Genomic DNA, 13776 nt, shown 5'->3' on the forward strand with positions numbered 1-13776 from the left:
TCACTATATTAATTTAATCTTTTGTTCAAATAGTCATGTTTAATTTGAGCTTGGCTTAATTTTCTCTTCTATTTCTTTTAATATATCTTTCTCATAGTACATAATTACATAGCACACCAGACTGGATATTACAAAAACAACAAAAACACTGACTAAATTCATTAAAAGATAACCTAAAGCAAGTACTGACATTACAAGTATAGTAATCTTAAAATTTCTAACTGAATAATAAATAGAAAGTTTTACAGCATCCTTTATACTTATATAAAACCGACATATTATTGGAAATACATAGGTGCTAATAATTAGAGGAATAAATAAGCCCGAAAATAATAAAGGCTTTACTATATAGCTCGTACTAGTTTTGTATTTGATAATTGATAAATCATAAGATACAAAGGTTAAAATTATTGCTAAAAAAAATGACAAGCTTAAAGCTTGCAGGAAATTAACCTTATAAGCTTTGAAATAATCCTTTATTGCATCAACATCCTTCTCCCTAATTAATTTTCCCATAACACTTAATAAAGCAGTTATAGCTGGACCTTCTAATGAAAGTGATATTACAAAAAATATTATACCCTCCGTAAAAAGTTTATCACCATAAGCTAGTATAGTTAAAATTAAAAAAATACTGCAAATTGAAAAGCAAAAAGCACCAGCAATAAAGTACCAAATATAACCCGTAATAGTATAGAGCGGGTTGTCAGTAAAGTCTTCTTTTGCCATGATATACACCTCTCTCTATATAATATAGTTTAATTATAATATAAGTTTTAAAAAATAAAATGTAAACCTTTGAAATTTTTTTACATCTTTTAAGTAAAATGTTGAAATATTTATTTATTAGGTGTAATATAATGTTATTAGAAATAAATGAATATTTAAAAAAATGTATAATATAAACGTTAACATAAATATTAATGTTTTCGTTTTTGTTATAAAATATATATGCATAGAGGGGGATAATATGAAAAACGTAAAAAAACTAATTGCATTGGCTATGTGTTCTACACTAGTTATTTCTAGTTTGGTAGGATGCAGCAGCAAAACCAATCAAACTTCAGCAGGAAACTCAACAAAAGAAGATACTATTACTGCTCTTCTTCCACCAGTTTCTCCAAATTACCAAAAGAACTTTTCTCAGATGGAGGCTGACTTCCATGCAAAGTATCCTAATCTAACACTTAAAATTGAAGCTGCAAGCTGGGAAGATATGACCCAGAAGCTAGATGTTCAAGTAAATGCAGGAACCCCACCAGATATTGCTTTTATGGGATCAGATGGAATATCTAAATACGTTCAAAGCGGCGTACTTTTAGATATAAGTAAAATTGCTACATCTGATATGATTAATGACTTTGAACCAGGTCCTTTAGCTTATATGAAAAATGGAAAAGGACTTTACGGTTTCCCAGCATATATGGAAATTCACGCTATAGGAGGAAACAAGCAATACTTAGAAGCTGCAGGCATCGACTGGAAATCAATTCAGAAGAATGGTTGGACATTTGACCAATTCAGGGAAGCTATTAAAAAAGGTGTTGTTAAAAGTGGCGACAAAACATCCCGTTATGGATTTGTATTTGCTTGCTCAGGCGTTACAGCTAAAGACTATTTAAACATTCTTGTAAAAGAAGCTGGAATGCCATCTCCATTTACTAAAGATTTAAAATATGCATATACAAGTAAGAATTACTTACAAGTACTACAAGGAATAAGAGCTTTAATAGATGACGGATCAATGCCTAAGGAATTAAGCTCAGTAACAGCTGGTATGCGTTGGAACATGTTCTTAACAGGCCAAACAATGATTACCGGTAAGGGACTTGCAGTATTCGAAAATTCTGCAAATGCTAACAACAAGAAACTTGATGCCAAAGATGCAAGCGCTGTAAAGAACAGTATTAAAGTAGATTATGTAGTTCTTCCAGTTCCTACTTTTGGTAACAATAAGCAGCAAGCTACACCAGCAGTAGACGGATATGTAGCATTTAGAGGAAAGAAAGCTCCAACAGATGAACATATGGCAAACATAGCTAAAGCAGCATACTTCTTAGCTTCTGGAAAAGTTGCAGCACAAACAAATAATGATTTATTTGTAGCTCAGATTACAAAGAGCTCAGCTGAAGCAGCAAAGAGCATGAAAGTAGAAAGAAGTGCAGAAAATGCAGCAGCTGTTGATACTTTATTAAAACAAGCTGTAGAAGCTCGTCCTGACATTACTACAGATTTAGGCGATAAAAATATCAAAATTGAAAATCAAGTTATAGTTCCAAAACTTCAAGCACTTCTATCAGGTGAAATTACACCTCAACAAATGTATGATGCAGTAAAAGCAGCAGCAGTTCAAGCATTTGGAGAAGACGGCATAGTTAAAGATTAAGAAATACTTTAAATATATCTCACCTAATTTATTAGGTGGGGTATATTTTTAAGAATACTAAGTAAAAACAATAAAATGTTTAAATGCAATTAATTAGGAGGGACTTATGGAGATTTCAACTAAAAAAAAGAAAAAAGTAAAAGGAGACAGCCTTTGGGGATATGCATTTATAGCTGTTGCATTAATTGTTTTTTGTATGTTTACACTATATCCAGTAATTAGTGCACTTATTATTAGTTTTCAAAAGTATAGGCCCTTAGGTCCCGAGTGGATTGGCTTTGCTAATTATAAGAGTTTGCTTAAGGACACTTTATTTGCAAAATCTATAAAAAATACAATAGTTTATACAGTATGCTCAGTACCTGTATCACTTATTATTTCCTTTACAGTTGCTATACTTATATACCCCTTTAAAAAATGGATACAGACAATGTTTAAGGCTATTTATTATCTTCCTGCAATAGCATCAGGAGTTGCCTTATCAGTTGTATGGCTTTGGATATACGATCCTCTTCCAGAGGGTTTATTTAATAAACTTATAGGCTTATTTGGAATTCACAACCAAAACTGGCTTGGGTCAAGCAAGACTGCAATGTTATCCTTGCTTATAATGAGTTGGCTTTCCAGCCATGGAACAAGTATTATAATATATATTGCAGCACTACTTGGTATACCTGACAGCTATTTTGAAGCAGCTGAATTAGATGGAGCAACTTTCTTTAGCAAGTTAAGATATATAGTTATACCCCTTGTTAAGCCAACTACTTTGTTTTTACTAGTTACCGGTATTATTGGTTCCTTCCAAGTATTTATGAATTCATACATGATGACAGGAGGCGGACCTGATAATGCAACTACAATGGTTGGATTATTGATATTTAATAATGCATTTGTATATTCAAACTTTGGAGCAGCTGCAGCACAGTCTTTAGTACTGGCATTTATTATTGTAATTATTTCTATAATACAGTTTAAGTTTCTTGGCAGTGATGTGCAATATTAATCATGAGGGAGGATACTATAAATGGCACTATACAGTACTTATCAGAAAAATAAAACCGGCTTTGTATTAAAAAGATCATTATCAATAATTGTTCTATTGATATTTGCTTTGTTTACTATATTTCCTATATATTTTATGGTTATTTCATCTTTTGGAGACCCAGTGGAAGCCGGTGCAACAAGCATGTCCTTGCTTCCTCAAAAGTTTACATTAGCTTCTTATAAGTTCTTTTTCCAGTTTAGTCCATATTCTCTAAGATGGATAATAAATTCACTAATTGTAGCTTCAATAATTACTATTTCTAATGTTATCTTCTCTGGAATGGCTGGATACGCATTTTCTAAGATAAACTTTAAAGGTAAAAATGCTATATTTTATCTGCTTCTTTGCTCAATGATGATACCTTATCAAGTTGTTCAGGTTCCACTGTATATTCTTGTAGTTAATGTGTTCCATTTGTCAAATACTTATGCAGCTTTGGTACTACCTGACTTATGTACAATTTATAATATATTTTTGGCAAAGCAGTTTATGTCCTCTATACCATATGAGATTATTGAAAGTGCTAAAATCGAAGGCTGCAATCAATTCCAAATATATACAAAGATTATAGCTCCTATTTCTAAGACAATATTAGCTGTAATGGCTATACTTACATTTATGGGCAGCTGGAATGCTTTCTTCTGGCCTTTCCTTGTTACTAGTAATACTGCAATGCAAACTATTCAAGTAGGACTAAAAAGCTTCCGTTTTGCCAATACAACTTATTTATCACCTATGATGGCAGGAGCTACAATTTCAGCACTTCCTATGTTTATATTATTTTTCACTCTTCAAAAGTACTTCCTAGAAGGAGTAGTAGTTGGTGCTGTTAAAGGCTAATAAAATAATAAAGGAGTATGGATATGGAGTTAAGTTATAGAATAATAGCTGAAGAAGAATATTTTAAAGTAATAGAATTGTGGAATAGGAACATGGGAATTCTTTTCCCTATGGATGAAAAACTATTCTATGGCAATTTAGAAATGGATAAGAATTACAATCAACAGTGTATTTTAGGGGCTTTTGCTGATGCTGAACTGGCTGCATTTATAATATATAAGAAACATACTTCTAATATAGGTTTGATGCCGCCTGCAAAAAAAATGATCAATATTAATTCAATAGCAGTAGATTTTAAATACAGAAACAAGGGAATTGGAAGCAAACTATTAAGTTTATGTGAGGACGAACTAAAAAATGAAGGAGTAACCAGCATAGTTATAGGAAGGGATACCTTTCATTTCTTTCCTGGAGCTCCTACGGAATATATACAGTCTATTGAGTTCTTAAAAAGAAGAGGCTTTGAAGAAGAAAATATAGACAGCGACATGGTATGCGACTTAAAAAACATAGACCTTGAAGAAATAATTATTAAAAAAAACTTAGTAATTAACAGAGATGAAAGATTCGAATTTACTGAGCTTACTGAAAAATATAAGGAAAGTTTAATGGAATTCTTAAAAAAAACATTCCCTGGCAGATGGTATGGGGATATGGATCTTTTCTTTAAGTATGGAATGGAATATAAGGATATTATTATAGTTTTAGATAGAGAAAAGGACAAGGTTGTAGGTTTCAGCCATGTCTTTGACAAATCTTCAAAAGTAATTGGACCTGGAATCTATTGGAGAGAACTGCTTGGCAATAATTATGGCGGTTTAGGGCCAATAGGTGTTGATGCAGATTATAGAAAATTAGGTCTTGGACTTACTCTCCTGTATAGATGTCTTGAAATACAAAAAAAACGTGGAGTAAGCAAGATGTGCATTGATTGGACAGATCTTCTAGATTTTTACGGTATATTTAATTTTATGCCATGGAAAAGTTACTTACATATGACTAAAAAAATTTAATTTTTACAATTAATTAAGCAGGTGTTATGCCTGCTTAAAATATAAGTATAATATTATTACAAGGAGGTTTTTATTTTGAATATAAAAAATATGTCACTAGAACAAAAGATAGGTCAGATGTTCATTGTAGGTTTTGAATCTCCTTACGTTGATGAACACATAACTAAAGTTATTAAAGAATGTCATCTTGGCAATATAATTTACTTTTCAAGAAATATAAAGGATTCAAAACAGCTATTCGAAATGAATAAAGAACTTCAAAAAATGGCATTAAGTGAAAATAATGCTCCTTTGTTTATATCCATAGATCAGGAAGGAGGAATGGTTACAAGAATACCTAAGGGTGCAACCTTCTTCCCAGGAAATATGGCTCTATCTGCTGGAGGAACTTCAGAGGATGCTTATAAACAAGGCTGTTACTGCGGTGAAGAGCTTAATGTACTTGGAATAAACATGAATTTAGCTCCAGTTTTAGATGTAAATATCAATTCTGATAATCCAGTTATAGGTGTTAGAAGTTATGGAGAAGATCCTAAAAGAGTTTCAGCATTTGGAACTTCCTACATCAAAGGCCTTCAAGAGAGTGGAATTATAGCAACTGGAAAACATTTTCCTGGTCATGGTGATACAAGTACGGACTCCCATTTGGACTTAAGCAGCGTTCCTCATGATAAAAAAAGACTGGATCAGGTGGAATTATATCCATTTAAGAAAGCTATAGAAAGCGGAATTAATGCCATAATGTCAGCACATGTTGTGTTCCCTGCTTATGAAAGTGAAAACCTTCCAGCTACCTTATCTAAAAAAGTGCTTACAGGCCTTTTAAAAAATACCCTTGGGTTTAATGGCTTAATATTAACAGACTGCATGGAAATGAAAGCAATTGACACCTATTTCGGTACAGAAAAGGCTGCTGTTATGGCTGTAGAGGCTGGCGCTGATTTAATCTGCATTTCGCATTCCTTGAATAAACAAGTACAGGCTTATAATAACCTACTTGATGCAGTTAAAACTGGCAGAATAAGCGAAGAAAGAATAGATGAATCTGTAAGTAGAATAATTAGTATTAAGAATAAGCTTAAAATTGATAAATTTTTAAATTCTTCCTTTGAAGAAATTGAAACCATATTAAACAATGAAACTCATAAGGAATTTGCACAAAAAATAAGTGAGCAGAGCATAACCCTTGTAAAAAATCAACAAATGCTGCCACTTAAAAATACCGAAAAGATTTTAACTATTTCAACAAACGCAATATCAACAACTGGTGCTGATGATTCTCTATCAGAAAGAAGTATTGCAAAAGTTATTGGCAACGGCTTCAAAAACTTTTATAATGAGGTTATAGATATAAAGCCCACTGCAATACAGGTTGAGCATATTAAAGAAATAGCTACAAGCTTTGACAAGATTATAGTATTTACCTATAATGCACATCTTTATAGGGAGCAAGCAGAGCTTGTAAGCAAGATTTATGACATAAATAAGAACCTGATAGTGATTTCCATGAGAAATCCTTATGACATTAAAGCATTTAGCTATGTTCCTTGTTATGCTGCAGCCTATGAATACACTCCAATATCATTAAACAGCCTGATAAAGCTCCTAAAGGGCGACATCAAAGGATCTGGCAAGCTTCCAGTGAGCTTATAAAATAAGGGCTTATTAACATTAATTTGCAGCAACACATCTAAAAAAATATTTATAATATTTATCAGCATAATACTAAAGCGGAGGTTTTAACTTGAATAGAATAAAAGATTTGCCACTTAAAGAAAAACTAGAGAATATTTGGTACTATTATAAATGGTATATACTTGCAGGTGTTTTTTTAGTTTTATCAGTATCAATATTAATAAGTTCATTTTTAACTAGAGAAAACTATGTATTTAACGTCAGTATTGTGGGCTACTATGAAAATTTAAATAAGGATGAAGTAACTAATTTTCAAAAGGAAGTAACTAAACTAGTTGTTCCTGCATCACGTAAAAATACTTCTGCCTTAATAGATTTATATCAAGCCAAAAATACTAACAGCAAATACAAGGATTTAGAACCCTCCGCTGTAGAGAAGCTGTCTGTAAAAATGGCAGCCAAAGATGTAGATATTTTAATTATTAACAAGGATGATTTTGATTTCTTCATGAAACAGGGCACGTTTTTTAGTCTTGATTATTTAAATCTAGACTCCAATGATAAAAACAGCAAACTTATTAAATCAAATTCTTCTGTTTATGGGGTAAGTGTTGAAGGCAACAAGCTACTAAATAAAATTGGATACGATACAAAAGATAAATTCATAGGTATTTTAGCAAATTCAAAGGATAAGAAAAACTCAGAAGAAGTGCTAAATTGGATACTTAAGTATGACTAAAATATAACAAAAAACATGTAAAGGAGCTATATCAAGCTTGGCAAATCAATGCATGCAGCACATTTTATATACTACAGCAGTGATTTTAAAATAGCTTTATTTTGATATAGCTCCTTTAGTCATATAATCTTTAAATCGATTGTACTAATAATAATTAAAAACTTTCATTTAAATATATCAGCTTCCTTTTAAAATAGTTTGAAAGAAGATCACGGTTTCCTGTTATCTTTAAATCCTCACTCCAAATTAAATCTTCCAAGGAAGCATATCCTGTAATAAGCTGAGTTAGTGTCTGTATGCTGCAGCTTAAATCCGGCGAACAAACCTTCTTTACTACTTTAACGCCTTCTTTATTCCAGCTAACTTCAAAGCATCCATTGTTCCATTCTAAAAAGTTATCTACCACCTGAAAGGCTAGAGTTCCTTCACCTTCTGGGCAGCCTTTAAGTTTTAATACTTCCTCCAAATCTACTATTCTGCACATTCCAAGATTATATAATTCCGTTTTTACACAGGAGGAATCAGGAAAAAGAAGGCTTAAATTATAAAATTCAGTAGTTTCCCATATGAAATCCCTGTAATTCGGTACAAAATCCCCGAGGAAACTTAAAATTCCTATAAATGCTTCATTATTCAGCCATACAAGTTCTTTTACAAGCATGTCAGCACCTAAGTCCTGTCTCTTCCGGCACTTAAAAGTTATATAGCCCTGTGGCTCTTCTTTTGAATCATACCATACATAAGTATAAATGTTATTCATGTAAGGATCCTCACCAATGTGGTGCTTCCATAAGATATCACTTCTCAGCACTGCTAAATTTCTCTCTGCAACAAAACAGCCATAAATTCGTCTTATATAACTGTCATCAGTACCTGGAATATATAACTTAAGCTTACCACTGTTTGTAAAATGCTTAAAGGATGCAAGAGGAATAATATATTTTACTTTTCCCGCACTTGTTTCATAGCCGTACTTTCTATAATATTCACTTGAGAATGGATAGAGAAAGGAGAGCCACTGCTTGTTTTCTCTCATTTCCCTAAAGCAGTACTGAAAAAGCTTTCGTATATATCCCTTATTTCTCTCCTCGGGAAGGGTAACCACTCCACCGATTCCAGCCATAGCTGTGGTTTTGCCTTCAAAGCTGATTTTAAAGGAAGATACCTCCATAGCTGCGCACATCTTGTTGTCATCATTGAAAAAAGCTCTAAAGGTCTCATAGCCATTATAAAATTTTTCAGGTTCCTTATAAGCATCACTAAAATCCTTGCTCCATCTAAAAGCTATAGAAAGTATCTTCATTGCATCAATGTGTTCTTCAGGTTTAATTTTTCTAACTTCCATACCTACCTCCACACTAATTCTAAATATCCTTCAAGTACTTAGCCGTTAATTGCCATTAAAACTGCTCCATAGGCTGCATCATTTTTCATATTCACAACTTCAACAAGTGGATAATTTTTGCTCATCAATCTCTTGAATTCAGAGGATACCCTTTGGTTTTTCTCTATAACGCTGCCGTTAACTGCTAGAACTGTCTTTTTATTATTTAAATTCAGGCTATCTAAAACAGCTTTACTTACTAAGAAAAGCTCATAGGCTGCTTTTTCAAGTATTTCCTCTGCAGCAATATCCCCTTGCTTATAAGCCTCATCTACAAGCTTTGCAAGTGAAGCTATTTCACTTTTCCCTGCGCCACTTCTATAAACATAATCTATAAGCTCAGTGGAATTTTTAAGTTTTAAATGATTTAAAATTAAATCTGTCATAAGTGTACTTTCCTCAATGCCGTCAAAGGCCTTAGCTATTCTGTTTATAGCACTAATTCCTATATAATAGCCACTGCCTTCATCTCCTATGATATGTCCCCATCCGCCTGCTCTTTTTGTTTCACCATTAGTATTTCTGCCATAGCAAATGGAACCTGTGCCTGAAATTAAAATTACACCTTCAGCTCCGCCAACTCCTCCATAAAGAGCAGTTACAGCATCATTGGTTATAATTGTTTTGCCTTTAAAGCCAGTACTTCTGATTATTTCTTCCATAATAGCTTTGTCGGAAGGCCTGTCAACTCCAGCAGTACCTATGCATATTATCTCTATATCCTCTAGGGACAGCTGTGCTTTTATCAATGTATCATTTAAAAGCTCCTTCAGCATGTTCAAAACAGCTTCCTTTCCCATTGAATTGATATTGCATGGTCCTCCTTCCATAGTTAAGATTACATTTTCATTTTTATCTGCAAGCTTTAGAGCAGTTTTTGTTCCGCCTCCGTCGATTCCTATAACATAACACATATTACCTACTCCTTATTAAAATTTATTTTTTCAATCTATTAGTATTTTTAAGTAAACAGACTTATTGTTACTTTAGATTCTTAATAACTTTCCAGGTCTCATAAGTTTCATGGGTAAGCATCCATGCAGCAGCACCTGGAAGATTATACTTTTTAACCAAATCCATTCTCATTTTCACAGATACTTCGTCCTCAATCCAAATAAAATGCATATCTTCAGCCTCGTCATTATAAATTAACTTGTTCTGTTTTGAATAATCATCAAATATAAGTACTGAATCGTCTATTTTATTTTTCATTTCCTTCATATTTATGGGCACAACCTCTACTGTCTTGTACATTTCCTCGTTTGGGCTTAGCAGTCTGCATATATTCTTTTTTATATAAGCTTCCTGCATACAAACCCTTATTTTATAATAATCGCCACTGTCACCTAGATAATCTAATACATCCCCAGGGTTAATTGTTATTTTTTCCGATGTATCTTTTGGCTGTAAATATCCAAAAATTCCTTCCCATTCCACAACTACTACAGATTTTGATTCAGGTTTAATCTTTGTAACTTTCCAATCTCTGCTGTAAAATGGAATTCCTAAAATTAGCTTTTCTTTTGGAATGCCCATGTTTAACAGCTCTGTTATCCCTTCTTCCACCCAAGGAAAAGAAGCTGTAGAGCCTGGAACTATATCCAACCTCCCATTTTCATCATAGGCCATAAAGCATATATAATCCACATGCTTCGAAAGCTCTTTTCTGTCATAGCACTTTCCCCAAGCATCAGAATCAGATTCTCTTGTTATATCAATGGAGACAACAAAGTTATACCATTTAAGCTCTACTGAGAGCTTCTCCACATACCTATTATATACCTTCTTACACTTGCTGCCGAAGCCTTCGAAATCTATATTGATCCCATCCAAATCATATTCCAAAGCATACTTAACTATTTCATCTATTTCCTTATTCACTAAGCTTTCATTTGTGTATACAGTATAATTTCTGCCTGCATTAAAGTCTGCAATCAGACCCCATACCTCATAGCCATGATTATGGGCAATTCTTACATATTCTCTATCGCACTTTTCCATAACCTTTATACTGTCTTTACTATTTGCATCACCTGCCCTTGTGAACCAGGTAGGCGATATCACATCTAAGCCCTGCTCCATGCAATTCTTATTTATATATTTGCTATAATGCTCTTTATTTTCCCCCTTGCCCTGAATAGAATCCCAAGCTATCATTATTTTTTGAGGGCCGTCATTATTAACTGCCCTAGCATGATCTTTGGTTACAAAGCCATATTTGCTGCCAAATCTTATTTTATAAAAGCTGCTGTCCTCCTCATAAACCCTATAGATTTTACCCGGCATTGCTTTTCTCTCATCCCTGATTCTACTTTTATTAAGCAAAAGCCATGTTTCTTCAGTTATTTCTATATACTTGCACCCAGTTGAAGCACCCATATTGTTAACTCTCCTTTCAACTAGAGCTATAAATAAAATTGTTTAATCATAATCTAACTTGTAATGAATATATTAACTTTTAGTATATATGATAATTTTCCTTTAGTTTTTTAAACTCTTCACTTTCTTTTCTCCACTTTTCAATAAAGCCTTCAGCTTCATATTTCCTATTTCTTACTTCATCCGAACCTGAAAGAAAATCAATAAAGTGATGTGACCCTTCCTTAAATGGAGGCAGCCATTGAAATTTTTCTCTATCCATATCCACAACTTCATATAGAAGGTGTATTCCAACCTCTATAGCTTTAACCTTTTTCTTATCAGTAATATGGATCTGTACCCCCCTGCACAGCTCTCCTTTATGCTTTGAGAAGGTAGGCTCAAAATACATAGGTCTAAAAAGCACACCCTCTAAGCCTTTGCTGTTCATTATATCCGAGAGCTTATATGCATCCAGCCAAGGTGCTCCAATAGTTTCAAAAGGTCTTGTGGTTCCTCTTCCTTCAGAAATATTCGTTCCTTCAAAAAGGCAGGTTCCATTATATAGCACTGCTGTGTTTACTGTAGGAATATTAGGGCTGGGGTTAACCCATAATAAATCTGTATCATCATAATAAGCCTCCCTATTCCAGCCTTCAAGCTTAACCACCTCTAAATCACAGTTTATATTAAATTCCTTATTCATGAATATTGCCAATTCCCCTATAGTCAATCCATATCTTGAAGGTATTGGGTACATTCCTACGAAGGATTTAAATTCTACATCAAGTATATTTCCCTCTACACACTTTCCTCCAATTACATTTGGTCTATCCAAAACTACAAAGCTTTTATGGTTTTCTGCGCAGCTTTCCATGCAGTAAGCCATGGTATAAAGAAATGTATAGTATCTAGACCCCACATCCTGAAGGTCTAATACTAAAACGTCAATATCTTTTAATATCTCAGGTGAAGGCTTCTTGTTCTTGCCATAAAGACTGAATACGGTTATACCTGTAGCTTCATCTATGTATGTATCCACTGACGCTCCAGCCTGAAGATTCCCCCTTATTCCATGCTCAGGTGAATAAAGAGCAGTAAGATTAAAGTTCTCATTTAATATATCTATGGTAGATCTAAGGCTCTTATTAACTCCCGTAGGACAGCTAACAAGCCCTAATCTCTTCCCCTTAAAAAGATGACTATATTTTTCTATCACATCTATACCATTTTTAACAATTAGCTTTTCCATATTATCACCCCAATGTTCTACTATTCTACTGCAGACATAACTGCATTATGAAATAATCTTCGAAATCGTATTATATTATCATTTTCCCTTGTTGGATGTACCCTGTTGGTTAAAAGTATAATATACACATCATTTTCTATATCTGTCCAAATGGAAGTACCTGTGAAGCCTGTATGTCCAAAAGCCTTTGGCGATATAATATCACCGCCTGAAGATAATATCCTGCCTTTAACACTCCATCCCAAGGCTCTGTTTTCCTCAAGTCCCTCAGTATAATTTTGTATCATAGCCTTAAAGGCTGCCCTAGAAATTAACTGCTTGTTTTTATAATTTCCTTCATTAATAAGCATGGAAGCAAACTTAGTCATATCCTCAATGTTTGAGAATAAACCTGCATGACCTGAGATTCCACCAAAAAACCTTCCATTTTCGTCGTGACATACACCTATTAAAGTTTTTCCGCTTTCTAAATCTATCTCGGTGGCGGCAACATTGCTACTGTTAGGTTTAAAACAAGTATTGTTCATTTCTAAGGGCTCGAACACATGCTTTCTACATAGATTATCTAGAGAATCTTGTCCAACCTTTTCAAGAATATATTTAAGCAGAATAAAGCCATAGTCGCTGTATACTACTCTTGTCCCAGGTTTATATATAAGCTTTTCCTTAGATATAAACCTTACTGCATCCTGAAAATCACTGCAATGCTTGTAAAGAGATCCAAAGGCAGGTAAGCCACTGGTATGAGTCAAAAGATTAAAGAGGGTTATATTCTCTTTTTTTTCATCCTTAAAAAATTCTACATACTGACTTACCTTGTCAAATACTGAAATCAGCCCTTTTTCTAAAAATATCATAAACAAGGTATTGGTAGCTACCACTTTAGTTAAAGACGCCATATCAAACAAGGTGTCCCTCTCCATAGGCAGCTTCTCAGGAATTAAGCATCTATTTCCATAATGCTGAATTTTATATATTCCACTCTTATGTCCTACAGCTGCAGCAGCACCTGGAAAATAGTCCTTTGAAATACCTTCTTCTATCAGGCTAAAAGCATAATCTAATCTATCAATATTAATTGGCATGAAAACACCGCCTTTTATTTAATTTAGGCTAATTCTGTA

Annotated in this window: 12 protein-coding genes; 6 read left to right on the forward strand and 6 right to left on the reverse strand. The window is 33.5% G+C overall.

Features of this window, described 5'->3' with window-relative positions; translation table 11 throughout:
* Positions 1 to 39: 39 nt before the first annotated feature.
* Entirely contained in the window at positions 40 to 729 is a 690-nt protein-coding gene (locus tag bsdE14_RS04430; RefSeq protein ID WP_264848752.1) for a DUF624 domain-containing protein, read from the reverse strand.
* A 241-nt stretch (positions 730 to 970) separates the two neighbouring features.
* Here bsdE14_RS04430 and bsdE14_RS04435 point away from each other — a divergent pair, with 241 nt between their 5' ends.
* From bsdE14_RS04435 to bsdE14_RS04460, 6 genes are all read left to right on the forward strand, one after another.
* Complete coding sequence (locus bsdE14_RS04435; RefSeq protein ID WP_264848753.1) at positions 971 to 2386, forward strand: ABC transporter substrate-binding protein; 1416 nt, start codon at positions 971 to 973, stop codon at positions 2384 to 2386.
* Positions 2387 to 2492: 106 nt separating this feature from the next.
* The gene (locus bsdE14_RS04440; RefSeq protein WP_264848754.1) at positions 2493 to 3389 is read left to right on the forward strand and encodes a carbohydrate ABC transporter permease; all 897 of its coding nucleotides are present in this window, start codon (positions 2493 to 2495) and stop codon (positions 3387 to 3389) included.
* 21 nt (positions 3390 to 3410) lie between these two features.
* Positions 3411 to 4271 carry a carbohydrate ABC transporter permease gene (locus tag bsdE14_RS04445; protein ID WP_264848755.1) on the forward strand — a complete coding sequence of 287 codons (861 nt, stop codon included), beginning with the start codon at positions 3411 to 3413 and terminating at the stop codon, positions 4269 to 4271.
* 23 nt (positions 4272 to 4294) lie between these two features.
* Positions 4295 to 5284 (forward strand): GNAT family N-acetyltransferase, encoded by a 990-nt coding sequence (locus bsdE14_RS04450; RefSeq protein ID WP_264848756.1) that lies wholly within the window; start codon positions 4295 to 4297, stop codon positions 5282 to 5284.
* A gap of 75 nt (positions 5285 to 5359) precedes the next feature.
* The gene (nagZ, locus tag bsdE14_RS04455; RefSeq protein WP_264848757.1) at positions 5360 to 6937 is read left to right on the forward strand and encodes a beta-N-acetylhexosaminidase; all 1578 of its coding nucleotides are present in this window, start codon (positions 5360 to 5362) and stop codon (positions 6935 to 6937) included.
* A gap of 91 nt (positions 6938 to 7028) precedes the next feature.
* The gene (locus bsdE14_RS04460; protein ID WP_264848758.1) at positions 7029 to 7658 is read left to right on the forward strand and encodes a hypothetical protein; all 630 of its coding nucleotides are present in this window, start codon (positions 7029 to 7031) and stop codon (positions 7656 to 7658) included.
* A gap of 154 nt (positions 7659 to 7812) precedes the next feature.
* Here the strand turns inward: bsdE14_RS04460 and bsdE14_RS04465 are convergent, their stop codons facing one another.
* From bsdE14_RS04465 to bsdE14_RS04485, 5 genes are all read right to left on the reverse strand, one after another.
* Complete coding sequence (locus bsdE14_RS04465; RefSeq protein ID WP_264848759.1) at positions 7813 to 9003, reverse strand: GNAT family N-acetyltransferase; 1191 nt, start codon at positions 9001 to 9003, stop codon at positions 7813 to 7815.
* Between the two features lie 38 nt (positions 9004 to 9041).
* Positions 9042 to 9956 (reverse strand): BadF/BadG/BcrA/BcrD ATPase family protein, encoded by a 915-nt coding sequence (locus bsdE14_RS04470; RefSeq protein ID WP_264848760.1) that lies wholly within the window; start codon positions 9954 to 9956, stop codon positions 9042 to 9044.
* Between the two features lie 67 nt (positions 9957 to 10023).
* Complete coding sequence (locus bsdE14_RS04475; RefSeq protein ID WP_264848761.1) at positions 10024 to 11421, reverse strand: glycosyl hydrolase family 18 protein; 1398 nt, start codon at positions 11419 to 11421, stop codon at positions 10024 to 10026.
* 79 nt (positions 11422 to 11500) lie between these two features.
* Positions 11501 to 12652, reverse strand: a complete 1152-nt coding sequence (locus bsdE14_RS04480) for an exo-beta-N-acetylmuramidase NamZ family protein (RefSeq protein ID WP_264848762.1) — start codon at positions 12650 to 12652, stop codon at positions 11501 to 11503.
* A gap of 20 nt (positions 12653 to 12672) precedes the next feature.
* Positions 12673 to 13737 carry a serine hydrolase domain-containing protein gene (locus tag bsdE14_RS04485; RefSeq protein ID WP_264848763.1) on the reverse strand — a complete coding sequence of 355 codons (1065 nt, stop codon included), beginning with the start codon at positions 13735 to 13737 and terminating at the stop codon, positions 12673 to 12675.
* Positions 13738 to 13776 lie beyond the last annotated feature (39 nt).

The organism is Clostridium omnivorum, assembly GCF_026012015.1.
In the GTDB taxonomy this organism is placed as follows: domain Bacteria; phylum Bacillota; class Clostridia; order Clostridiales; family Clostridiaceae; genus Clostridium_AX; species Clostridium_AX omnivorum.